Origin of the sequence: Paucibacter sp. JuS9, from assembly GCF_044043925.2 — a bacterium.
Classification (GTDB): domain Bacteria; phylum Pseudomonadota; class Gammaproteobacteria; order Burkholderiales; family Burkholderiaceae_C; genus JAUASW01.
In genome coordinates, this window is record NZ_CP194172.1 from 3,440,195 (window position 1) to 3,463,435 (window position 23,241).

Genomic DNA, 23,241 nt, shown 5'->3' on the forward strand with positions numbered 1-23,241 from the left:
TGCGGTCCGCGAGGCCAGTGCAAGCTGGCTTCGCCGGCCTCGCGCCGCGAGCTTCTGAAGCGCTCGGCGAGAATCGTGGCCGTGCCAACGACTTCGACGCTGCCCCTGCTCTACAGCTACCGCCGCTGCCCCTATGCCATGAGGGCTCGCATGGCCCTGCTGCAGGCGGGCAGGAACTTCCAGGCCTTTGAGATCATCCTGCGCGACAAGCCGGCGGCCATGCTGGCCTTGTCTCCGAAGGCGACGGTGCCGGTGCTGCAACTGCCGGATGGCGGCGTGCTGGACGAGAGCTGGGACATCATGCGCTGGGCGCTGGAAGCGGGCGACGCCGATGGCTGGTGGCGGCGCGCGCAGTCTGCCGACAACCTTGAGCTGCTGCAGCGCAATGACGGCCCGTTCAAGCATCGGCTGGACCGTTACAAGTACCCGGATCGCTACCCCGACGAAGACGGCCCGCGCGAGCGTCATCGCGCGCGGGCCGTGGCCGAGCTGCTGACTCCTCTGGAAGAGAGATTGCAGGCCCAGCCCTGGCTGGGCGGCGCCACGCCCTGCGCTACCGACCTGGCCGTCTTTCCCTTCGTGCGCCAATTCGCCGCGGTGGAGGCCGGCTGGCTTGCCAGCCAACCGCTGCCCGCCGTGCAGGCCTGGCTGGATGCCTGGCTGGGCAGCCCGCTGTTCGAGGCCTGCATGATCAAGCTGCCGCCGCAGGCCATCAGCGACTATCCCGCCCTCGCCCGCTGACGCCGCGCCTACACTTCGCGCTTTCAATCGCGGAGGACGCGGATGTCCAGCTATGTCGAAGGCGCCCTGATCAAGGATGAACGGATCGTCCACATGGGCCGCATCAGCCTGTGGTCGCTGTGGCATCTGATCGCGCTGGGCATCGTCCTGCTGCCGGCCTTTGGCATCGGCCTGATTCCGCTGGTGATCGCCTATGTGCGCTACAAGTCCACCGAACTCGCGGTCACGACGCGGCGCATCATCGTCAAGCATGGCTTCATCAGTCGCCAGACCATCGAGATCAACCTGAACAAGGCCGAGAGCATCCAGGTCGACCAGGGTGTCTGGGGGCGGCTGTTCAATTTCGGCACCCTGGTCATTTCCGGCACCGGCACTTCGCATGCGCCGCTGACCGGCATTGCCGACCCCATGGCCTTCCGCCGCGCCTTCATCGAGGCGCAGGACGGCGGCAAGCCGGCCGACTGAGCGCACGTTTCAGCTCGCAGGTGTACGCTCGCGTGCATCAACCCTTCGGGAGTTCCTGATGCCCTCCACCAGCTCCGTCTCCAGCGCCCCGCCTCCCGCACCGGCGCCAGCGCCACAGCGCGCCCAGAAGGTGGAGCGCCCGCCCGAGCCGCCCAAGCAGCTTGAAAAGGCACCGGCACCGCCGCCGCCTCAGCGCCTGGCGGAATCAGGCTCGGTGGGCCGCAACCTCAACGAAGTGGCCTAAGGTCGAGCCCGACCAGCAGCCGAGCTAAACCGATGAGTTGATCTGCTCGATCAGCGCCTTGTGGCTGGGCAGGTCGTTCAGCGCGCGGTCGCCGAAGCGGCGGATCTTGGCGAACAGCTTGTCGGCCTCGGCCACCTGATGGAAGTCCTCACGGCCCGCGCTCAGGTCGGTCCTGAAGCCCATGCCGTAGAGGATGTACTGGTAGTTGAAGAAGGCGAAGCTCTCGGTATCCAGCACGAAGTCGAAGCGGCCGGGCGGGCGCAATTTCCATTGCTCCAGCAGCTCGGCAAGGCGCTCAGGGATGGTGGCCGCTTCCGCGTTGTCGCGCCAGAAGGGCTCGCCACGCTGGCTAAGGCAGTAGTGCAGCTTCAGGAAGCTGACGATGTTCTCGAAACGCGTGCGCATCAGCTCGTTGAAGCGGCGCGCCGGCGCTTCCATCGGGCCGCTGTGCGGCAGCATCTCGGCGATCATGCCGATGGCGGCCTCGATCAGCACCAGGCCGGTCGATTCGAGCGGTTCCAGGAAGCCGGCCGACAAGCCCACCGCGACGCAGTTCTTCACCCACTGCTGCTCGCGATAACCGGGCGCGAATGGGATGCTCCGCGTCACCATGTCTTCATGGCCGGGGCCGACATAGGCGCGCAGGATCTCGGCCGCGCGCTCGTCGCTGATGTGATCGCTCGAATAGACGCAGCCGATGCCGCGCGAGCCGTTCAGGCCAATCTCCCAGGTCCAGCCGGCCTCATGCGCAGTGGCGATGGTGCAGCTCTCCATCGGCGCCTCAGGCCGGTCCAGCGGCAGCTTGCAGGTCAGCGCCCGGTCGGTGAAGAGCTGCTGGCGCACCGATTTGAAAGTCGCACCTGGCGCCTCGCCGATCAGCTCGGCGCGGAAGCCCGTGCAGTCGACGTAGAGGTCGGCCTTGAAAGAGCCATGTTGCAAGGTGTCGATGTGCTCGATGGCGCCCGCGGCATCGCGAATGACGCCGCTCAGCGTGGCCTCGACATACTGCACACCCAGCTCCCGCGCCCGCTCAGCCAGGACCGTGGCAAGGCGCATCGCATCGAAGTGATAGGCGTAATTCAGCGGCGCTGCATAGGCCGCCTCATGCGCTCGCTTGGGCGCGCGGCAGGCCTCGGCCACCCGCTCCTGGATCGTCATCGCCTTCGCAAAGGGCTGGCGCGTGGCTTCGTCCTGCAGCAGCCAGTAGGGCACGAGGCTCGTGCCCTCGGTATAGAAGGGCGCCTCGAAGGGATGGAAGAACTGATGCCGCTCTTCGCCGCGCGGCGCATGGGCCCAGTCGACGAAGCGGATGCCCTGCTTGAAGGTGGCCGAGGTTTCGCGGATGAAGCGGCGCTCGTCAATGCCCAGGAACTGCAGGGTGCTGCGTATCGTCGGGAAGGTGCCTTCGCCGACGCCGATGATGCCGATATCGGGCGACTCCAGCACCGTGATCTCGAGATGGCTGCGCTCTGAAAGGCCCAGGAATTTCGCCAAGTAGGCAGCGGTGAGCCAACCGGCGGTGCCGCCACCGACAACCAGGATGCGTTGTTTGTTCGTCGTCATTCGCTGCATCGATTCATTTCAGGTTCTGACGTAGAGGTTCTTGAGCCAGAGATGGCCAGTCTGTGCACCCTGGCCCCAGTCTTCTTCGTCCTCGCTGGGCTGCGCACTGTAGCCGGACGGGTTCAGGAGCTTGACGCGACCGGCGCGGAAGGACGAGACCCGCCGCGTCACCAGCGTGAGCCCATGCTCCAGCGCCGTGGCAGCGAGCAAGCCGTCACGCGTGTTTGCATAGGGCAACTGCGCGCGCCGCCGCACGACCGCTGCATCCACCGGCAAGACCCGACCCTCGAAGGCTGGCAGCAGATGCTCGTCTATCCATTCGCGCACCAGCAGGCCGGCGGCCTTGTCCTTGCGGCCGAGCCGGGCGGCGGCGTTCTCGATCTCCAGCAGGTTCAAGGCAGAAATGAAGAGCTTCTGGCGCGCAATGCTGCCCGCCCAGGCCGCCAGTCCGGGGTCGGCCTGGCCGGCCTTGGCCTTGCGAAGCTCCAGCACCAGGGCGGTGTCCAGGAGGTACATCTCAGTGCCGCCCGGCCGCCCGTAGGCACTGAAGCGCCCCCTCGGGGGGCAGCGAGCGAAGGGAGCGTGGGGGCTGTTTCATTCGATGGGCTCGCGGTGATCCCAGGCGCCGTCGGGGCTGTCGCCGCCGTCCAGTTCCACCAGATTGGGCATGGCCAGGATGTCGAGGATGCTGTCGCTCTCGCCGCTGAGGCGGCGGTACTCGGCAATGCTCATCAGCACATGGGTGGGCTGGCCCCGGTCGGTGATCAGCACCGGCTCGCTGCGCGCGGCACGCTTGGCATGGCTCACGTCCTGGTTGAATTCGCGGCTGGTCAGCAGCTTCATGCCGGACACCCCGGGGTCGAAGAAAGCCGCATGATATCGGCATCGATGTAGGTACGTAGGCACAAATCTGCTGATCCGGATGGACAAGCGGAAGCCCACTGGCACAGTGCGCTCCGAACGCGGGCCACGGACTGGCCGCCGCGAAAGCACCGGATATTTCATGGCACTCGATTCCCTCAGCGGCCTGCTGGCCATCGTCAGCGACGTCTTCGCCAAGCATGGCCCGGCGGCTCCCGCCGTAGCGCAGACCTTTGCGCCCGGCGACTTCAGCATCCGCTTTTTCCTGCAATTGGCCATCATCATGCTGGCCTGTCGCGTGGTCGGCTGGGCCGGCCGCCGCTTTCTCGCCCAGCCCCAGGTCGTCGGCGAAATGATTGCCGGCGTCATCCTCGGCCCCTCGCTGCTGGGCCTGTTCTTCCCTGACATCCAGGCCGCCATCTTCCCCAAGGAGATGAAGAACGTCCTGTATTCGGGCGCCCAGCTGGGCGTGGGCCTCTACATGTTCCTGGTCGGCACGACGCTGCGGCTGGACCACTTCGCCACCAAGGCGCGGAGTGCCATGGGCGTGTCGCTCGCGGGCATCACAGCTCCATTTGTCATCGCCTTCCTGATCACGCCCCTGCTGCTCACCGTGCCGGGGCTGTTCGCCGCAGGCATCTCCCAGACCAATGCCACGCTCTTCATGGGCGCCTGCATTGCGCTGACGGCCTTTCCCATGCTCGCCCGCATCATCAATGAGCGGGGCCTCGCCAACACTTCGCTGGGTACCCTGTCGCTGACGGCGGGCGCCTTCGACGACATGGCTTCCTGGTGCGTGCTGGCCGTCGTGCTGGCTGCCTTCGGCGCAGGCCCGGGAGTGGCGGTGCTGGCCATCGGCGGCGGTGTGTTGTGGGCCGGCTTCGTGCTGATCTTCGGCCGCAGGCTGCTGGCGCCGCTGGGCCGCATGGTCGAGCGGGAAGGCGAGATGAGCCACACGGTGCTGGCCATCACCCTGATCCTGTTCTGCACCTCGGCCTTCGTCATGGACGCGGTGGGCATCCATTCGATCTTCGGCGGCTTCATCCTCGGTGTGGCCATGCCGCGCGGCCTGTTCGCGACCGAGCTGAAGAAGAAGGTGGAGCCGCTGGCCGTGATCCTCCTGCTGCCGATGTTCTTCACCTACTCCGGCCTGAACACGCGGCTGGACATGATCAACTCGGGCCAGCTGCTGCTGATCGCACTGGGCGTGCTGGCTGCCTCGGTGCTGGCCAAGTTCGGCGCCTGCTACCTGGCGGCACGCCTGTCGGGCGAAGACAACCGCACGGCGCTGGGCATCGGCGCGCTGATGAACTCGCGCGGCCTGATGGAGCTGATCATCATCAATATCGGCCTGCAGAAGGGCATCATCGGGCCGGCCCTGTTCTCGATGCTGGTGCTGATGGCCGTGATCACGACCATGATGGCCAGCCCGCTGTTCGAGCTCTTCTACGGCAAGAAGGCCCGCGAGAGCGGCGAGCTCGAGGCCATCCCCGGCTCGCCGTCCAGCCACCTGGCCTGAGGCTCGGTTAGGCGCGGGCCAGCACGGGCTTCAGCGCCTGGCCCGAATGCGTGCCGGCCTTCACAACTTGCTCCGGCGTGCCCTGCACGACGATCTGGCCGCCGGCGTTGCCGCCTTCGGGGCCCAGGTCGATCACCCAGTCGGCCTCGGCGATCACGTCGAGGTCATGCTCGATCACCACGACCGAATGGCCGCCGGCCACCAGGCGGTGCAGCACACGGATGAGTTTCTCGACGTCGGCCATGTGCAGGCCCACCGTGGGCTCGTCCAGCACGTAGAGCGTGTGAGGCGATTTCTGGCCGCGGCGCGTGACGTCGTCGCGCACCTTGACCAGCTCGCTGACCAGCTTGATCCGCTGCGCCTCGCCGCCCGACAAAGTCGGTGAAGGCTGGCCGAGCGTGAGATAACCCAGCCCCACGTCCTTCAGCAACTGCAAGGGGTGCGCAATCGAGGGCATGGCGGCGAAGAACTCGACCGCCTCGTCCACTTCCATCGCCAGCACGTCGCCGATGCTTTTTCCCCGCCAGCTGACGCCCAGGGTCTCCGGGTTGAAGCGCTGGCCATGGCATTGGTCGCAGAGCAGCTTCACGTCCGGCAGAAAGCTCATCTCGATGGTCTTCATGCCCTGGCCTTCACAGCCGGGGCAGCGGCCCTCGCCGGTGTTGAAGCTGAACCGGCCGGCCGCATAGCCGCGCGCCTTGGCTTCCAGCGTCTCGGCGAAGAGCTTGCGGATCGCATCCCAGAAGCCGATGTAGGTGGCCGGGCAGGAACGCGGCGTCTTGCCGATGGGCGTCTGGTCGACTTCGAGCACGCGATCCACCTGCTTGTGGCCCTCGATGCCGGCACAGCCCACCCACTTCGCTGGGTCCTTGCGCAGCGGCACGGCCATCGCCATGTTGGCCAGCAGCACATCGCGCGCCAGCGTGGACTTGCCCGAACCCGACACGCCGGTGACGGCCACCAGGCGATGCAAGGGCACATCGACCGTGACCGACTTCAGGTTGTGCAGGCTGGCCTCCAGCACGCGCAGCTTGGACGCCTCAGGGTCAACCTCGCGGCGCGGCTGCAGCGGATGCAGCAAGGGCTTGGCAAGGAAGCGGCCGGTCAGCGAATCGGGATGCAAGGCCAGCTCGGCCGCCGTGCCTTGCGCCACCACCTGGCCGCCGCGCTTGCCGGCGCTGGGGCCGATGTCGATGATGTGGTCGGCCCGGCGTATCGTGTCTTCGTCATGCTCGACGACCACCAGGGTATTGCCCTTGTCGCTGAGCGTGGCCAAGGCCTTCAGGAGGATCTGGTTGTCGCGCGGATGCAGGCCGATGGTCGGCTCGTCCAGCACATAGCAGACGCCCTGCAGATTGCTGCCCAGCTGTGCCGCCAGGCGAATGCGCTGCGCTTCGCCACCGGACAAGGTGGGCGCGGCGCGGTCCAGCGTCAGGTAGCCCAGGCCCACTTCTTCCAGGAACTCCAGGCGGCCGAGGATCTCGACCACCACATCGCGGGCGATGTCCGCATCGCGCCCCGTCAGGTTCAGGCCCTGCGCCCATTCGCGCGCTTGCGAAACGCTCCATGAAGCCACGGTGCCGATGGACTCCTCCTCGAAGGTGACCGAACGGGCCGAGGCGTTCAGGCGCGCGCCATGGCATTCCGGACAAGGCTCATCGGCCAGGCCTTCGACCTCCGCTTCCTGATCAGCAAACTTCTGCTCGCGGCGGTCCTTGTCCTGCATGGTCTCATCCAAGGCCTTGCGCTGTTCACGCGTCAAGGCAAGACCTGTCCCCACGCAGTGCGGGCACCAGCCGTGCTTGCTGTTGTACGAGAACATGCGAGGGTCCAGCTCGGCATAGCTGTCGCCGCAGGTCGGGCAGGCGCGCTTGGTCGAGAAGACCTTGAGCTCGCCGATGCCGGCCGTGGACTGGCCATCGGCAATCGCCGCATTGAGCTGGTCCAGCGGCGCCAGCAGATGCAAGACACCCTTGCCCAGGTCCAGGGCCTTGGCCAGCAGCTCGCGCAGCTCGGATTCCTTGTCCAGCGAGATCACCAGGTCGCCGACCGGCAGCTCCAGCGTGTGCTCCTTGAAACGGTCCAGGCGCGGCCAGGGCGAGGTCGGGATGAATTCGCCATCGACGCGCAGATGTGTGTGGCCACGCGCCTTGGCCCATTTGGCCAGATCGGTGTACAGGCCCTTGCGGTTCAGGACCAGCGGCGCGAGCAGGCCCACATGCTGGCCGCGGTAGTCGCGCAGCAACTGCGCGGCGATGGATTCGACGCTCTGCGGCTTGACGGCCGTGCCGTCCTTGACGCAATGCTGGACGCCCAGCTTCACGTACAGGAGACGCAGGAAATGCCAGACCTCGGTGGTGGTCGCCACCGTGCTCTTGCGGCCGCCGCGCGAGAGGCGCTGCTCGATGGCCACCGTCGGTGGAATGCCCCAGACCGCGTCGACCTCGGGCCGGCCCGCCGGCTGCACGATGGAGCGCGCATAGGCATTCAGCGATTCCAGGTAGCGGCGCTGGCCTTCGTTGAACAGGATGTCGAAGGCCAGCGTCGACTTGCCCGAGCCCGACACGCCGGTGATCACATTGAACTTGCCGCGCGGGATCGAAACATCGACCGACTTCAGGTTGTGCTCGCGCGCATTGACGATGCGAATCGCCTCCTCGCCAGCCGCCCGCTTGGCGCGGATCGCATATTGCAAGGGCCGGCCCTCCTCCACCCTGGTGGCGGGCTGGTCCATGTGCAGCGCGTATTCACGCAGGGCCAGGGCCGTGTGCGAGGTCGGATGGTCTTTCAGGTCCTCCGGCGTACCGACGGCAATCACTTCGCCGCCATCCTCACCACCTTCGGGGCCGAGGTCGATCAGCCAGTCGGCCGCGCGGATCACGTCGAGGTTGTGCTCGATCAGGATCAGCGAGTGCCCGATGGACAGCAGCTTGCGCATCGCGCGCATCAGCTTGGCAATGTCGTCGAAATGCAGGCCGGTGGTCGGCTCGTCGAACATGAAGAGCGTGCCCTTCTTGGCCACCGCCTGGCGTGGCTTGCTGGCAGCATCGGCCAGGAAGCCGGCGAGCTTCAGCCGCTGCGCCTCACCGCCCGAGAGCGTGGGCACGGGCTGGCCGAGCTTCACGTATTCCAGGCCCACATCGACGATGGGCTGCAGCTTGGCAACAACCTCGCGGTCGTCCTTGAACAGTTGAACGGCCTCGCTGACCGTCAACTCGAGAACGTCGGACACCGACAGTTCCCGATCACCGCGCAAGAGCTTCACGTCCAGCATCTCGGCGCGGAAGCGGCGTCCATCGCAATCGGGACAGCGCAGGTAGACGTCCGAGAGGAACTGCATCTCCACATGCTCGAAGCCCGAACCGCCACAGGTGGGGCAGCGGCCGTCGCCGGCATTGAATGAAAAATAGCCGGCCGTGTAGCTGCGCTCGCGCGCCAGCGGCGCATCGGCAAAGCGCTTGCGGATTTCGTCGAAGGCACCGACATAGGACGCCGGGTTGGAGCGCGCCGTCTTGCCGATTGGCGACTGGTCGACGAACACCGCATCGGCCAGCCAGTCGGCGCCAAGGAGCTGATCATGCTGGCCCGGCGTTTCCGTCGCCTGGCCGAAGTGCCGCGCGAGTGCCGGGTAGAGCACATCCTGCATCAGCGTGCTCTTCCCCGAGCCCGAGACGCCGGTGACCACCACCATCTTCTGCAGCGGGAACTCGACCGACAGGTTGCGCAGGTTGTGCTCGCGCGCCCCGGTCAGTATCAGCTTGGGCGTGCCCTCATCGACGATGCGCTTGAGGCCCATGCCCACATGCTTGCGCGCGCCGAGGTAGGCGCCGGTCAGCGTGTCCGCCCCGCGGATCTGCTCGGGCGTGCCGTCGAAGACGATCTGGCCGCCCTTCTCGCCGGGGCCTGGGCCCATGTCGATCAAACGGTCTGCAGCAAGCATCACGGCCGGGTCATGCTCGACCACCACCAGCGTATTGCCGGCATCGCGCAGCCGCTTCATCGCCTCGACGATGCGGTTCATGTCGCGCGGATGCAGGCCGATGCTGGGCTCGTCCAGCACGAACAGCGTGTTCACCAGCGAGGTGCCCAGGGCCGTGGTCAGGTTGATGCGCTGCACCTCGCCGCCGCTGAGTGTGCGACTCTGGCGGTCCAGTGTCAGGTAGCCGATGCCCACATCGCAGAGGTATTTGAGGCGGTTGCGGATTTCGTCCAGCAAGAGCTTCAAAGCCTCGTCCAGCAGCGTGGTCGGCAGCTCCAACTCGTCCATGAAACGGCGCAGGCGATGCAGCGGCAACTGCATCAGGTCATGCAGCGACAGGCCGTCCAGCGCTTCGAGCTGCGCACGCGACCAGGCGACGCCCGTCGGCATCACGCGCTGGCCTGCGGGCAGGGCCGCATCGGCCAGCGATTTCGATCCCACGCGCCACAGCAGCGCTTCGGTTTTCAGCCGCGCGCCGGCGCAGGCCGGGCATTCGGTGTAGCTGCGGTACTTGGACAAGAGCACGCGGATGTGCATCTTGTAGGCCTTGCTCTCCAGGTACTCGAAGAAGCGCTTGACCCCGTACCACTGCTTGTTCCAGTTGCCGTTCCAGTTCGGGCTGCCGTTGACCACCCAGTCACGCTGGGTCTGCGAGAGCTGGTTCCAGGCCGTGTCGCGCGGGATGCCGGCCTCGCCGGCGTACTTCAGCAGGTCGGCCTGGCAGTCGGCCCAGGCCGGCGTCTGCATCGGCTTGATCACGCCGTTGCGCAGCGTCTTTTTCTCGTCTGGGATGACCAGGCCCATGTCCACGCCGATCACGCGGCCGAAGCCGCGGCAGCTCTCGCAAGCGCCCATGGCCGAGTTGAAGCTGAACAGCGGCGGCTGCGGGTCTTGATAGCGCAGATCGCTTTCGGGGCAGTGCAGGCCGGTCGAATACTTCCAGACAACGGGTTCGCCTTCTTCGGCGAGCACGTAGACGGTGAGGCGACCGCTGCCGCGCTTGATCGAGAGCTCAATCGCCTCCATCGCACGCTGCTTGTCGGCACCCTGGAGGCGGAAGCGGTCCGCCACCACATCGAGCATCTTGCGATCACCGACCATGCGCTCTGCCTGCACCCGCGTGAAGCCGCTGGCCGACAGCCATTGCTCCACCTGCTCGGCCGTGGTGTTGGCCGGCAGCTCGACCGGGAAGGTCAGCACCAGGCGCGGATCCGTGTCCTTGGTGCGCTCCAGCAGCTCGGCATAGATCGTCTGCGCCGTGTCGTGCCGCACGGGCAGTGCCGTTTCCTTGTCGTACAAGGACGCGGCGCGGGCAAACAGGAGCTTCAAGTGGTCGTTCAGCTCGGTCATCGTGCCGACCGTGGAGCGGCTGGTGCGCACCGGGTTGGTCTGGTCGATGGCGATGGCCGGCGGCACGCCGTCGACCTTGTCGACGGCCGGGCGGTCCATGCGGTCCAGGAACTGGCGGGCATAGGCCGAGAAGGTCTCGACGTAGCGGCGCTGGCCCTCGGCATAGAGGGTGTCGAACACCAGGCTGGACTTGCCCGAGCCGCTGGGCCCGGTCACGACGGTCAGTTCGCCGGTGGCGATGTCCAGGTCGAGATTCTTGAGGTTGTGCTGCCGGGCACCTCGGATGCGGATTCGACCGTCTGACATGCTGTAGAGACCTGCGCGGGATGAGGGTCAGGCATTCTAGGGAGCCCTGTACGTCTGCACAGCTCTTGGGGGCATGCCTACTGACAGAGGTTGGCAGCAGCCTGCGCTCCGAGAAAACATAGGGTAAACCCCTTTATTCTTTTTTGGGCCTTGCCCATGATTTGCAGCATCAGCATGGCCAGAATCAAAGCGTCGCCAAGAAACCCGTGAGCGGCTGTCCAGGGAGAGCGGTACCAGCAGGTGCCCGACAGGAAGTGGCAGCCGTCAAGACAAGGTCAACGATGAAGTTCGCAAGCCATTCGCCGCTTCCGACGGTCCCGCTGTTTGCCAGCACCGGGCCGTCGCACAGTGCTGCCTCACCGGACGAAGGCGAGGCGGATCAGCAGGCCGGAACGGCAGTGCCGGCCGATGTGCTGCTCGTCGAAGACAACCCGATCAACCAGGTGGTGGCGCTGGAATTCCTGTCGCTGATGGGCGTGCAGAGCCGCTTGGCCTGCGACGGCCATGAGGCTCTGCAGCAATGCGCCCAGCGCGCACCAGACCTGGTGCTGATGGACATCCAGATGCCCGGCATGGACGGCCTCGAATGCGCCCGCCGGCTGCGAGAACTGCAGAAGCGTGGCGAATTGGCCCATTTTCCCATCCTGGCCCTCACCGCCCACGCCCTGGAAGCCGATGTGCTGGCCAGCATGAACGCAGGCATGGATGAGCATCTGACCAAACCCCTGGACTTCACTGCCTTGCGCACGCGCCTCTCACGCTGGCTCAAGCTGCCCGGCATGAACAGCTGAGCCGCGCGCCGTGCTGGCGCCTTGAGGGACCGGGGGGTCAGCGGCACTCGGCCGCATAGCGCTCTGCCACCCAGCCGCTCGGATCGGGCTGGCCGTAGAACGACAGCTTCTTGTTCAGCGCCCGCGCCCAGCGCGCCAGCCAGGAGGAGCCGAATTGCTTGCTCGCGGCCGTCGGCGAGGCATAGGCCGGGTCGGCCAGCGCCTCGTCCAGCGTGATGAAGCGGTAGCCGCGCTCGCGCAGCCGCTGCAGCGTGGCATCCAGCGAGTCAGCGTTGATCTCGTTGGCATGGATCAACAGGATCTGCGGAATCTGCCGCGCGAACAGCTCCTGGCTCATGCGCTCGTAGGCATCGAGGGCCAGGTCCAGGTGTGGCAGGTAGGCCTCCAGCGTGCGCCGTTTGCCGGCCGCATCGGCGCGCTCATAGACGCAGGCGAACACGTAGTCGTCATGCTCGACGGTGACCGGCGCCACGCGGTAGCCGCGCCGCGCGAGGAAGGCCTCGAACTGCGCCGTTTCCTCGTCGCTCTTGCCGGTCTGCAAATACGGATGACGCCATTAGCGCGGTGCCTGGCCACGCGGCACGAGCAGGCTGCGCAAGACCACGTCGCCACGCAGCACCGCATCCTGGTACTGATCCAACGGCGTCTTCTGCATGCTCAGGTGGCCGTAGCCATGGTTGCCCAGCTCCATGCCGGCATCGAGCCAGCGCTGCAGCAGGGAGATATGCCCATCCACCTCGCCACGCACCTGCAGGCGGTCTTCGTTGACGAAGCCTATCGCAGGCACATGGTGCTTGCGCAGCGCGGCCAGCATCCGCTCGGTCTGTGCCTGCTTGTCGGCAAGGCTCAAGGGCCGCTGATTGGCCAGCGGCAGATCGTCGACGCTGATGGCGATGCGCTTGTCGGCAGGCGCGGCCATGACAGCGCCGCACAGCAGCAATCCGACGATGAAGCATGTCCGCAGGAGGTTCATGGCCACACATTGTGCCCAGGCCACGACCGTCCATGACTCGGCTTGCGGTGGAGCCGGCCCGATCCTATGCTCGGCGCCATGCACGCACTCCGCAGCTTGGCAGTCCTGGCGGCCTTTCTGATGTTGACGACCCCGTTGCGGTCCCAGGCCGCAGAGGACGCCCTCCGAATCTGGCGCGTCTGCGTTGGCGACCAGCCCGTGCTTCCCTACATCAGCAACGACCCCCGCCACCTTGGGCGCGGGGAGCGGCTGCTGGTCGCGGCGGGGCGCGCAGCGGGCGTCAGTGTCATGTTGCAGCGCTATCCCCTCAGGCGCTGCCGTGCGATGCTGGCGGCAGGCGCCGCCGACATGAGCCTGGCCGGGCCCACCCCGCAGAACCTCGCCGAGTTCCAATTCCCCATGACTGGCGCGGCGCCCGATCCGGATCGACGTGTCGCCCGCCTGAACCTGGTCTGGGTCAAACGCGCCGACAGCCCCTTGGACTGGGACGGCAATCGCCTCACCGGCCAGGCGGCGGGCCAGATGGTCAAGATCGGCATCCGCGCCAGCCAGAGCGTCGCCGTCAACGCGGTCCGTAGCCTGCCGGTGAATATTGACGAGACTGCGCTGACCGCCAAGCTGCAATTGCGCATGCTGGCGGCGGGCCGCTTCGACCTGGCGCTGGGCTTGCAGGACGAGTTCGAGTTCGCACTGGCGGACCCGGAGCTCAAGCCCCTGGTCGTGCTGCCGCGCGCGCTGCGGCGCGAGGACTTCTACGCCGTGATTTCGCGGAGCCACGCGGCCACTCAACTGCCCTTGGCTGAGCGGATGTGGGGCGCCATCAGCAAGCTGCGGGACCTGCCGGAATTCCAACGGGACTGAGCGGCCGCTTGTGCCAGCTCAACGCCGACCGACCCAAGCCGGTGCAAGTTGGCCGAGGTACACCACCGATGCCATGGTCAAGAAGTTCCCCCTCCATCCGCAGCACCCTGAGCGCATTTGCTGGGGCTGCGACACATACTGCCCTGTTGACGCCATGCGATGCGGCAGTGGCAGCATCGCCAGCCCGCATCCCGCGGAGCTGTTCGGCGAGGACTGGGGACTGGGGCCTGGCCGGGCAGACGAGATCGAATGCGCTGACACTAAGGGGTCGAGCACTGGACTCCCTCCATGACAACACGCCCCAACTTCATCGTCTCTGCCTCCGACATCCCCGAGCGCGCCCATGTTTATCCGCAAAGCACCGAGGCCCTGGGCCCGGTGCGTGGCATCGGCAGCGCGGCCGGCCTGCAGCGCATCGGCATCAACCTGCAGCGCCTGCCGCCGGGCACGCGCTCCTCGTGGCCGCATGCCGAGTCCGACGAAGAGGAGTTCGTCTACGTGATCGAAGGCGAGGTGCAGGCCTGGATCGACGGCGAGCTGCATGCCATGCGGGCCGGCGACTTGGCCGCATTTCCGGCCGGCACCGGCATCAGCCATTGCTTCATCAATAACACCGAGCGCGAGGCCTTGCTGCTGGTCGGGGGCGAACCGGCCAAGGCCAGCAACCGCATCTACTATCCGCGCAACCCCACACGGCGCGTGGACCTGACGCCCAGCGAGTGGTGGGACGATGTGCCGCAGCATGCGATGGGCAGCCACGATGGCCTGCCCGACGCACAGTGCAAGTCCGATTGAGGGCACCATGGAACCTCTGCTCAGGTTCGCGCCTTCGGTGGAGCATGACCCGGCCATCGACGCCTGGTTCGAGCGCCGCCCTGCGGACCTGGCTGCCATCGCCAGCGACTGGTTTCAGCTGATGCGCCAGGTCGGCACTCGGGTCGGGGAGCTGATGCACGACGGCTGCCCCAACCTCTGTGTGCAGGACGCGCCCTTCGCATACATCAATGCTTTCACAGCCCATGTGAACATCGGCTTCTTCCATGGCGCTGCGCTGCCCGATCCGGAGGGCCTGCTGCAAGGCGCGGGGAAAGAGATGCGGCACGTAAAGCTCAAGCCTGGCGAGCCCGTTAATCGTGCTGCCGTGCAGGCGCTGGTGCAGGCCGCCTATCGGGACATCTTGCTGCGCCTCGGTCTGAGCGACTGAGAGTGCAATGGCCCCTCAACCGCCCGCAAGGAAGCGCTCCACCAGACCGTACTGCGCCGGCGTGTTCAGCGCTGGGGCATGGCCGCAATCGGCAATGGTGACCACCACCGCGCGGGGCCCGCGCGTGCGCATGGCTTCGGCCGTTTCCACGCTCAGCAGATCGGAGCTCTCGCCGCGCAGGCACAACACAGGCAATTCCAGGCTGTCCCATTCAGGCCAGCGGCTGTAGTCATCGGGACGGGTGATGAACTGGCGGACCATGGCTGGGTCGTAATGCGGCGTCACGCGGCCGTCGGGCAGGCGGCGCATCGATGTCTCGGTGAGCCGCCGCCATTGCGCATCGCTGAGGCAGCCGTAGGGCGCATAGATCAGGCGGAAGTACTGCTCCAGCTCGCTGAGCGTGGCGAAGGTCGCCGGGTTGCCGGCATAGCTGCGGATGCGCTCGACGGCCACCGGTGCGAGCTCAGGGCCGATGTCGTTCAGGAGCAGGCGGCTGATGCGTCCGCGCAGGCTGGTGGCCGCCGCCAGCAGGCCGATGGCACCGCCCATCGAGGTGCCCACCCACAAGCAGCGATCAATGCCGAGCTGATCAAGCAATGAGCTCGCCTGGCGGACGTAGAAGTCCAGGCAGTACTCGTCGTCTGGTGCCCGGCTCCATTGCGAGAGGCCGCGGCCGAGCGTGTCCGGGCAGATCACCCGGTAGCGGCTGCTCAGATGCTCGGCCAGGTCGTCCATGTCGCGGCCGGTGCGCGCCAGCCCATGCCAGGCGACAACCACCTCCTGATGCTCGGAACCCCATTCCATGAAATGCAACTCGCGGCCCTGGCAGACCAGGTAGCGGGAGCGGGGCGGCTGGCTCATCACTCGGCCTTCTTGACCGCGCTGGCGGCCGCGCCCAGGCGCAGACGGCCGACGACGCCAAAGGGGAAGTGATAGACCGCCAGCACGAAGAGCACGCCCATCCAGAGCAGCCAGCGGTCCGGCGCGATCAGCTGAGACAGCACCGGAATGCCCTCCACCGCAATGGCACCCAGCTTCATCAGGTCCTGCAGATAGTTCTGCGCCAGCACGAAGAGCGCACTGCCCAGCACCGCACCATAGAGCGTGCCCATGCCGCCAATCACGACGATCAGCAGGATGTCCAGCATGATCTCCAGCGACAGCGAAGTGTCCGGCCCGTTGTAGCGCAGCCAGAGCGCCAGCAGCGCACCTGACAGGCAGGCGAACAGCGCTGCGATCACGTTGGACAGCGTGCGATAGACCACCGTGCGGTAGCCGATGGCCTCGGCACGGAAGTCGTTCTCGCGGATCGCCTGCAGGACGCGGCCGAAGGGCGAGTTCACGATGCGCAGCATCAGGAGCAGGAGCGCGATGGTGGCGAAGAACAGCAGGTAGTAGGCGGCGAACTTGCCGTCGATCATTGCGCCAAGCCAAGGCTGTTCCAGGTACTCGGTCGAGGGCCGCAGCGCTTCGGGCACCTTGAACGAGAGGCCGTCCTCGCCGCCCGTGAATTCAGACAGCTGCGAGGCGAGCGTCAGGAAGGCAGCGGCCACGGCCATGGTGATCATGGCGAAGAAGATCGCCTTCACGCGCAGGCTGAACAGGCCGATCAGCAGCGAGAGCAGCAGCGATGCCAGCAGCGCGCAACCAAGGCCCAGCGCGACCGTTCCCCATCCCGGATCCTCGGCACGAGCGCAGGCGATGGCAACGCCATAGGCACCGATGCCGAAGAACATGGTGTGCGCAAAGCTCACGATGCCGGTGTAGCCCAGCAGCAGGTCGTAGCTCGCTACCAGCGTGATGAAGATGAGGATCTTGGCCGCCACGTTGAGCGCCTTGGTGCCAGGGAAGATGAAGGGCGTCAGCGCGAGGCCCAGCACCGTGACGATCAGGAGCGCCGCCAGCAGCCTGCTGCGCGGCAGGTCATGGGAGAGAAGCGACTTCAACATCAGGACTTTCCTCCCACCGGATACAGGCCCTGGGGTCGCCAGAGCAGAACCGCCACCATCAGGGCGATGTTCGAGAACAGCGCGGCCTTGGGCGCGATGAAGCCGGTGTAGTTGGCCAGCAGGCCCACGGCGAGCGCACCGACGAAGCAGCCCAGCGTCGAACCGAGGCCGCCAATGATGATGACGATGAAGATCAGGGTGTTGACCTGAGCGCCGATCTGCGGCGTCACGCCCTGCTGGTACAGCCCCCACATCACGCCGCCCAGGCCGGCCAGCGCCGATCCGCCGACGAACACGCCGACGAAGAGCCGGCGGATGCGGTAGCCCAGGCTCTCCACCATCTCGCGGTCCTGCACGCCGGCGCGTATCAGGAGGCCGAGCTTGGTGCGGTTCAGTATCAGCAGCAGCCCCGCCAGCACGGCCAGGCCCAGCACCACCGCCACAAGGCGGAACTTCTCGATGCCGACATCGCCAAACCACAGCGCGCCGCGCAGGCCCTCGGGCAGCGGCAGCGCAATCATCTGCGGGCCCCAGACCAGCTTGATCATCTCTTCGCCGATGATCATGCCGCCCATGGTGATCAGGATCTGCTTCAGGTGCATGCCGTAGACCGGCCGCACCAGCACCCGCTCGAAGGCCAGGCCGACCGCGGCCGCCACGGCCATGCCGGCCGCACAGGCGGCAGCCACCGCAACAAGGTTCAAGAGCAAGGAAGGGCTGGCCACGAAACCACCCATCGCGCCCAGCACCGTGGTTGCCATGAAGGCGCCCATGGCAATGAAGACGCCATGGCCGAAGTTCAGGACATCCATCAGGCCGAAGACCAGGGTCAGCCCCGAAGCGATGATGAAGATGATCAGGCCCATGGCCAGGCCGGCCACGGTCAGCGTGGCCCAGGTGCTGGGGTTGCCCACCAACGGCAAGGCGCCCAGCGTGAGCAGCGCGAGCAGGATCAAGGGCTTCCAGTCGAAACTTGCCTTGGGCACCGGCTCGCTATTGGCGGCGGGCATTGGTGTTGTGTTCATTGATGCGCTCCCAGCGACAGGCCCAGGAGCTTTTGCTGCAGGCCTTCGTCCTCGGCCAACTCGGCCATGGCGCCGGCATGGACGACGCGGCCGTCGTCCATCACCGCGACCCGATCGCCCAGGGCCTTGGCCACCGCAAAGTTCTGCTCGACCAGCAAGACCGTCGTCTCGCTTCTCTTCAATTCGTTCAAGGCTTCGATCAGGTTGCGCACGATGGCCGGCGCCAGGCCCTTCGAAGGCTCGTCGATCAGCAGCAGGCGGCGCGGCTCGATCATGGCGCGCGAGATCGCCAGCATCTGCTTCTGGCCGCCGCTGAGCTTGCCGGCCGGGTAGAGCCAGAACTTCTTCAGGGCGGGGAAGAGGCCGAACAGCCACTCGAGCCGCTGCGTGTCCAGTTCGTCCACCGAGCGGGCCTTGCGTGCAGCCAGCAGGAGGTTCTCGCGCACCGTCAGGTCGGCAAAGATGCCCATGTTCTCGGGCACGTAGGCGATGCCAAGCTGTGCAATGTCGGGCGTGCCGAGCCTGGCCATCGACTGACCATCGAACAGCACCTGCCCCTGACTCGCCTGCCACAGTCGCATGATGGTGCGCAGCGTCGTGGTCTTGCCGGCGCCATTGCGCCCCAGCAGCATGGTCAATTGGCCTTGCGGCACTTCGAGGTCCACGCCGTGGAGGATGTGATAAGCGCCGATGTGCGTGTGCACGCCCTTCAGGCTCAGGAGGGAATCGCTCATGCCGCCACCTCTTCCGCCACCGTGCCGAGATAGGCGTTTTGCACCACCGGCGAGGCGATCACCGCCTCAGGCTCGCCATCGGCCACCAGTTGCCCCTGATGCAGCACGATGATGCGGTCCGCCAGTTCGCGCACCACGTCCATCTTGTGTTCCACCAGGAGGATGGTGTGCTGGCCCGCGGCCTTGAGCTCACGGATCAGGTCGAGGATCACGGGCACCTCGTCCACGCTCATGCCGGCCGTGGGTTCGTCGAACATGTAGACCTTGGGGTCCAGCGCAATCAGCATCGCCACCTCCAGCTTGCGCTGGTCGCCATGCGGCAGGCTCGCTGCCAGCGCCTGCGCCCGCGAACCCAGCCGCACCCGCTCGACGATGGCCATGGCCTCGTCGATCAAGGCGCGATGCGAGAGCCAGACCGAGAACATCTTCAGCCCCATGCCGCGCCGCGCCTGCACGGCCAGGCGCACGTTCTCCAGCACCGTGAGGTGCGGAAACAGCTGCGTCAGCTGGAAGGCGCGACCCAGGCCCGCCTTGGTGCGCTGCGGCGCCGAGCGGCTGCTCAGGTCCTGCCCGTCGAGCAAGACCTGCCCCTCGCTCGCGCGCAGCTGGCCCGAGATCAGGTTGAAGTAGGTGGTCTTGCCGGCGCCGTTGGGGCCGACGATGGCTGTCAGCGTGCCGGGCTGGAAGGCGCAGGACACGCGATCCACCGCCACATGGCCGCCAAAGCGGATGGTGAGGTTCTTGGTTTCAAGCACGGAGCATCCCGTTTTCAAACTCGCGATCGACGATCCCGAGGCGTAGCGAGCGGACGAGGGGCTAGGCGCGGAGGGACCCATGGACCGGAACGTACTTCCTGTACATGAGGATCCATGGGAGGACCCGCAACGGCGGCCCGTGTTCGCGCAGTAGCCGAGCGCGCCTCAGCGTTTGTTGCGGATGGGGACGTTCATTTCCTCCGGCTTGATCTCGCGCACCAGCTCCGGCACACCCCACGCGAACGCCGGGTCCACCTTGATGCGGAAGTGATACATCGACTGCATGGCCTGGTGGTCCTCGGCGCGGAAGGTCATCCGTCCCTTCGGGGTCTCGAAGCTCATGCCTTCCATGGTCTTGATCAGCTTGTTGGTGCCGGTGTCGCCATTGGTCTTCTTCAAGGCCTCGACGATGGCGATGGCCGCGCTCATGCCACCGGCGGTGAAGAAGTCCGGCGGCTGCTTGAACTGCTTGTAGTGGTTGGCCACCAGCCATTCGTTGGCCGGGTTCTTCGGAATGCCGAAGTAGTAGTAGGTCGCGCCTTCCATGCCCGGGAACTGCTTGTAGGCCGTCATGGCCGGCAGGATGTTGCCGCCGCTGCCGACGCGGATGCCGAAGCGCTTGTCCAGGTCCATCGCGGCCAGCGCATTGAACGGGTTGGCGGCGCCGGCCCACACCACGGCGATGAACTTGTTGTTCTTGCCCGGCTTGTCCTTCAGGGCATCAACCGCGCGCAGGATGCCGGCGGTGAAGTCGGTCGTGGCCGGCGGCAGGTATTCCTCGTGGACGATCTTGGTCTTCTTCAGCTGGTCCTTGAAGGCCTTCACGCCGTCGCGGCCGAAAGCGTAATCCTGCGCGATGGTGGCGATCACCACGCCTTCATGGTCCGAAGCGACGGCATTGCTGATCGCATCCTGGCTGGAGCTGCGGCCGGTGCGGAAGATGTACTTGTTCCACTTCTCGCCGGTGATGGCGTCGGCCACGGCCGGCTCCACCAGCAGGATCTTCTTGAATTCCTCGGCCACCGGCAGCATGGCCAGCGCCACGCCCGAGCCGCTCGGGCCAACGGCCAGGTCAACCTTGTCGTCGCCATAGGCGGCGGCCAGGAGGCTCTTGCCCACATCGGGCTTGCCCTGGTCGTCCTTCTCGATGACGACGATCTTCTTGCCGGCGACCATCATGGTGCCGCCGGTCGCGTAGTCCAGGCCCATCATCAGGCCGACCTGGGTCTGCTTGCCATAGGCCTCCAGCGGGCCGGTCTTGCTGTAGACATGGGCAATGCGGATCTCGTTCTTGGCCTGAGCGCCGGCAGTGCCAGCAAGGGTCAAGAGAGCGGCGGACAGCAGCAACGCACAGCGGCGCGGCGCATGGAAGGTCATGGCGATGTCTCCTTTGTTGTCGCGACCTGGTGCGTCCGGTCGACTTGGCTATTCTGTTGCAAGCGCTGTGCCAGGGAGGAAACCGCTGTTTCCCCGGGGCACAGCGTGCATTTGCCATACAACTGTCCGGGATTCAGGCAAGCTCGCCGCCTGAACTGTCCGGGTTCCAGGCATTGCACAATCCCGCCCAACAGAAGGAGACCCAAGCCATGCTCCGCAAACTCATGCTGATGTCGCTGCTGGCAGCCGGTACGGCGCTCGCTCAGGACACCGACTCGCTGTCCAGCTTCCAGTACCAGGCTGCCAAGGCACCGGTGAACAAGGTCGTGCACTACGTCAAATCGAACCTGGATGGCACGAAACGCCTGGTGCTCTCCCTGCACTTCGGCGCGCCGCTGCAGGTGGAAGCGCTCAAGGTAGAGGCGGATGGGCGCTACCTCGCCCTCGTCCAGGCCCAGCTCGATCCCAAGACGCTGACTGAAAGCTCGCTACGCTCGTTCAACCGCCTGGAGCGGGGCAAGCCAGTGCTGCAGATGTCGCTGGCGAGCGACCCGGGCCAGCGCCGCCTGGTGGCCTCGGTGGGCAAGGCGCAAATGCCGGTCAAGGTGAGTCACCTGCCCGCCCATATCTACAACTTCGATCTGAGCGGGTTGAACGCCACCCTGCCCTATCTGAAGAACCCCCGGGCCGATTTCGACGTGGGCATCGTCGACCCAGACTTCGAGTTCCTGCGGACCCAGTTCAAACCCGATGGCGGCGTGCAGGAAGGCGGCTTTGTGGACAAGGGCAAGGCCACGTTTCGCTACCTCAAGGACGAGGTGCTGGATGACATTCCCACGCACCGCTTCGAGGTTGGCGGCCCAGCCTTCGGCAACGTGAAGGGCACGCTCTGGATCAATGCCAAGGATCTCCTGATCGAGCGCTTTGAGCATGCCCAGCCCGACAACCCGGACTGGAAGAGCTTCAAGCTCGAGCGCATCTCCGAGCAGAAGATGGGCAAGGCCGCCTGGGAAGGCTTCAAGGCCGCGAGCATCAAGCGCGCGGCGGGTCTGCTTGAAGCCGACTGATCAGAGCCCGTAGATCGCCAGCTTGTCGTACAGCGCCGCGCGCGAGATCTGCAGGAGCTTGGCGGCGGCCAGCTTGTTGCCTTGCGTGTGCGCCAGTGCGGCCGAGATGGCCTGGCGCTCCAGCGCGGCGATCTGCTCGGGCAGCGGGCGCAAGGCTTGCGATTCCATGGCGGTCGATGGCGCTGGCGCAGCAACGGGCGACACCGCCGGCACATCCGGCAGCAGGCCCGAGAAATGCTCGGCCCGCAGATGCAGCTCGTCGCTCATCATGCTGGCCTGCTCCAGCGCATTGCGCAGCTCGCGGATATTGCCGGGCCAGGGCTGGCGGGCCAGCAGTTCCAGCGCATCGTGCTCCAGCGTGCGCACCGGCATGCCGCTGCGGCGCGCGATGTCTTCGCCCAGCGCGTCGGCCAGGGCCTCGATGTCGCCGGGCCGCTCGCGCAACGAGGGCAGCTTGATCGGCAAGACGTTGAGCCGGTAGAACAGGTCGGCGCGGAACTCGCCGCGCGCCATCATCGCGGCCAGGTCGCGGCTGGTGGCAGCGATCACGCGCACATCAACCCGGCGGACCTTGTTGGAGCCCAGCGGCTCGAACTCCTGCTCCTGCAACACGCGCAGCAGCTTGCTCTGCAAGGCCAGCGGCATGTCGCCGATCTCGTCAAGAAAGAGCGTGCCGCCATCGGCCACCGCGAACTTGCCATCGCGACCCTTGCGGTCGGCGCCGGTGTAGGCCCCGGGCGCCACGCCGAAGAGCTCGGCCTCCAGCAGGGTGTCCGGGATGGCGGCGATATTGATGCCCACCAGCGGCTTGGCCATGCGCGGCGAGGCCGCATGGATGGCGTGTGCCAGGAGCTCCTTGCCGGTGCCGGTTTCGCCGAGCAGCAGCACGGTGGAGTCGGTCATGGCCACGCGGCGCGCATGGCGCTTCACCTCCAGCGCAGCCGGGCTGGAGCCGATGAAGCTGGCGATCTGGTGCTTGGGCCGGCGCTGCGCAGCCAGCTGGCGGCGCGCTTCGTCGAGCTCTTCCTGCAGGCGCGAGAACTTCTGCAGGAGCGGCTGCAGCGCGGTCTGCTGGGTGTCCAGCAGGATGATCCCGAGCGCGCCGATCACGGCACCGGCTTCGTCGCGCAGCGGCAGGCGGCTAACGACGAAGGTGCCCGAGAGATTGGTGATCACGTCCACCAGGATGGGTCGGCCGGTTTCGATGACCTGGGCCATCAGCGTGTTGGGCACCACGTCCTCGATGCGGCGGCCAACGAAGTCATGCTCATCATCGAAGCCCAGGCGCGGCAATGCCTTCTTGTAGCCCTCGCTGATCCAGACGATGCGGTGCTCGCGGTTCACCAGAATCATGCCCTGCGAGGCATCGGCCATCAGCTCGAACATCGATTGCGCGGCCAGGCGCATCACGCCTTCGGCGTCGGCTGGCAAGGCATGCGGCGACAGATTCATGCGGGCGGACCTTTTCCAAATACTG

General features: G+C 66.2%; 23 protein-coding genes. 10 read left to right on the plus strand and 13 right to left on the minus strand.

Going from position 1 to position 23,241, the window contains the following annotated elements; all coding sequences use genetic code 11:
* The first annotated feature begins 81 nt into the window (after positions 1–81).
* The 3 genes from ABT392_RS15325 to ABT392_RS15335 are packed head-to-tail and all read left to right on the plus strand — an operon-like array spanning position 82 to position 1,450.
* A complete protein-coding gene (locus ABT392_RS15325; RefSeq protein WP_395385386.1) occupies positions 82–741 on the plus strand; it encodes a glutathione S-transferase in 660 nt (219 codons plus the stop codon).
* A gap of 42 nt (positions 742–783) precedes the next feature.
* Positions 784–1,206: a PH domain-containing protein gene (locus ABT392_RS15330; RefSeq protein WP_334278225.1), complete on the plus strand. Its 423-nt coding sequence runs from the start codon at positions 784–786 to the stop codon at positions 1,204–1,206.
* 58 nt (positions 1,207–1,264) lie between these two features.
* Complete coding sequence (locus tag ABT392_RS15335; protein WP_334278226.1) at positions 1,265–1,450, plus strand: hypothetical protein; 186 nt, start codon at positions 1,265–1,267, stop codon at positions 1,448–1,450.
* 24 nt (positions 1,451–1,474) lie between these two features.
* Here the strand turns inward: ABT392_RS15335 and ABT392_RS15340 are convergent, their stop codons facing one another.
* From ABT392_RS15340 to ABT392_RS15350, 3 genes are all read right to left on the minus strand, one after another.
* Positions 1,475–3,013 carry a tryptophan halogenase family protein gene (locus ABT392_RS15340; RefSeq protein ID WP_464970812.1) on the minus strand — a complete coding sequence of 513 codons (1,539 nt, stop codon included), beginning with the start codon at positions 3,011–3,013 and terminating at the stop codon, positions 1,475–1,477.
* 18 nt (positions 3,014–3,031) lie between these two features.
* Complete coding sequence (locus tag ABT392_RS15345) at positions 3,032–3,529, minus strand: PIN domain-containing protein (RefSeq protein WP_334278228.1); 498 nt, start codon at positions 3,527–3,529, stop codon at positions 3,032–3,034.
* Between the two features lie 78 nt (positions 3,530–3,607).
* Positions 3,608–3,856, minus strand: a complete 249-nt coding sequence (locus ABT392_RS15350; RefSeq protein ID WP_334278229.1) for a type II toxin-antitoxin system Phd/YefM family antitoxin — start codon at positions 3,854–3,856, stop codon at positions 3,608–3,610.
* 160 nt (positions 3,857–4,016) lie between these two features.
* On the opposite strand from ABT392_RS15350, the gene ABT392_RS15355 reads away from it, so the two are divergent.
* A complete protein-coding gene (locus ABT392_RS15355; RefSeq protein ID WP_334278230.1) occupies positions 4,017–5,393 on the plus strand; it encodes a cation:proton antiporter in 1,377 nt (458 codons plus the stop codon).
* 7 nt (positions 5,394–5,400) lie between these two features.
* On the opposite strand, the gene uvrA is transcribed toward ABT392_RS15355, so the two are convergent.
* Complete coding sequence (gene uvrA, locus ABT392_RS15360; RefSeq protein ID WP_395385384.1) at positions 5,401–11,028, minus strand: excinuclease ABC subunit UvrA; 5,628 nt, start codon at positions 11,026–11,028, stop codon at positions 5,401–5,403.
* A 281-nt stretch (positions 11,029–11,309) separates the two neighbouring features.
* Between uvrA and ABT392_RS15365 the strand changes: the two genes are divergently transcribed.
* Positions 11,310–11,819: a response regulator gene (locus ABT392_RS15365; protein ID WP_334278232.1), complete on the plus strand. Its 510-nt coding sequence runs from the start codon at positions 11,310–11,312 to the stop codon at positions 11,817–11,819.
* A gap of 37 nt (positions 11,820–11,856) precedes the next feature.
* On the opposite strand, the gene ABT392_RS15370 is transcribed toward ABT392_RS15365, so the two are convergent.
* Positions 11,857–12,360 carry a polysaccharide deacetylase family protein gene (locus ABT392_RS15370; protein ID WP_395385383.1) on the minus strand — a complete coding sequence of 168 codons (504 nt, stop codon included), beginning with the start codon at positions 12,358–12,360 and terminating at the stop codon, positions 11,857–11,859.
* 15 nt (positions 12,361–12,375) lie between these two features.
* Complete coding sequence (locus ABT392_RS15375; RefSeq protein WP_395385382.1) at positions 12,376–12,792, minus strand: polysaccharide deacetylase family protein; 417 nt, start codon at positions 12,790–12,792, stop codon at positions 12,376–12,378.
* Positions 12,793–12,990: 198 nt separating this feature from the next.
* Here ABT392_RS15375 and ABT392_RS15380 point away from each other — a divergent pair, with 198 nt between their 5' ends.
* From ABT392_RS15380 to ABT392_RS15395, 4 genes are all read left to right on the plus strand, one after another.
* Positions 12,991–13,653, plus strand: coding sequence for a hypothetical protein (locus ABT392_RS15380; RefSeq protein WP_464970813.1), 663 nt, complete (start codon positions 12,991–12,993; stop codon positions 13,651–13,653).
* A 73-nt stretch (positions 13,654–13,726) separates the two neighbouring features.
* The gene (locus ABT392_RS15385; RefSeq protein ID WP_334278235.1) at positions 13,727–13,945 is read left to right on the plus strand and encodes a DUF3079 domain-containing protein; all 219 of its coding nucleotides are present in this window, start codon (positions 13,727–13,729) and stop codon (positions 13,943–13,945) included.
* Entirely contained in the window at positions 13,942–14,448 is a 507-nt protein-coding gene (locus tag ABT392_RS15390) for a cupin domain-containing protein (protein ID WP_334278236.1), read from the plus strand. The genes ABT392_RS15385 and ABT392_RS15390 overlap by 4 nt, the downstream gene beginning before the upstream one ends.
* Positions 14,449–14,455: 7 nt before the next feature.
* Positions 14,456–14,857, plus strand: a complete 402-nt coding sequence (locus tag ABT392_RS15395; protein ID WP_334278238.1) for a DUF1801 domain-containing protein — start codon at positions 14,456–14,458, stop codon at positions 14,855–14,857.
* 15 nt (positions 14,858–14,872) lie between these two features.
* On the opposite strand, the gene ABT392_RS15400 is transcribed toward ABT392_RS15395, so the two are convergent.
* The 6 genes from ABT392_RS15400 to ABT392_RS15425 all read right to left on the minus strand — a co-directional run bounded on the left by ABT392_RS15400 (position 14,873) and on the right by ABT392_RS15425 (position 20,697).
* Complete coding sequence (locus ABT392_RS15400; RefSeq protein WP_395385380.1) at positions 14,873–15,718, minus strand: alpha/beta fold hydrolase; 846 nt, start codon at positions 15,716–15,718, stop codon at positions 14,873–14,875.
* Positions 15,718–16,806: a branched-chain amino acid ABC transporter permease gene (locus ABT392_RS15405; protein ID WP_395385379.1), complete on the minus strand. Its 1,089-nt coding sequence runs from the start codon at positions 16,804–16,806 to the stop codon at positions 15,718–15,720. The genes ABT392_RS15400 and ABT392_RS15405 overlap by 1 nt, the downstream gene beginning before the upstream one ends.
* Positions 16,806–17,831, minus strand: a complete 1,026-nt coding sequence (locus tag ABT392_RS15410) for a branched-chain amino acid ABC transporter permease (RefSeq protein WP_334278241.1) — start codon at positions 17,829–17,831, stop codon at positions 16,806–16,808. Before ABT392_RS15410 ends, ABT392_RS15405 begins: the two co-directional genes overlap by 1 nt.
* Entirely contained in the window at positions 17,828–18,565 is a 738-nt protein-coding gene (locus ABT392_RS15415) for an ABC transporter ATP-binding protein (protein WP_395385378.1), read from the minus strand. Before ABT392_RS15415 ends, ABT392_RS15410 begins: the two co-directional genes overlap by 4 nt.
* On the minus strand, positions 18,562–19,320 hold the full coding sequence (locus ABT392_RS15420) for an ABC transporter ATP-binding protein (protein WP_334278243.1): 759 nt from the start codon (positions 19,318–19,320) through the stop codon (positions 18,562–18,564). The genes ABT392_RS15415 and ABT392_RS15420 overlap by 4 nt, the downstream gene beginning before the upstream one ends.
* Positions 19,321–19,485: 165 nt before the next feature.
* Positions 19,486–20,697 carry a substrate-binding domain-containing protein gene (locus ABT392_RS15425; protein ID WP_395385377.1) on the minus strand — a complete coding sequence of 404 codons (1,212 nt, stop codon included), beginning with the start codon at positions 20,695–20,697 and terminating at the stop codon, positions 19,486–19,488.
* A gap of 209 nt (positions 20,698–20,906) precedes the next feature.
* Here ABT392_RS15425 and ABT392_RS15430 point away from each other — a divergent pair, with 209 nt between their 5' ends.
* On the plus strand, positions 20,907–21,764 hold the full coding sequence (locus tag ABT392_RS15430) for a hypothetical protein (protein WP_395385376.1): 858 nt from the start codon (positions 20,907–20,909) through the stop codon (positions 21,762–21,764).
* Here ABT392_RS15430 and ABT392_RS15435 read toward each other — a convergent pair whose 3' ends face one another.
* On the minus strand, positions 21,765–23,216 hold the full coding sequence (locus ABT392_RS15435) for a sigma-54 interaction domain-containing protein (RefSeq protein WP_334278247.1): 1,452 nt from the start codon (positions 23,214–23,216) through the stop codon (positions 21,765–21,767).
* Between the last annotated feature and the right edge of the window lie 25 nt (positions 23,217–23,241).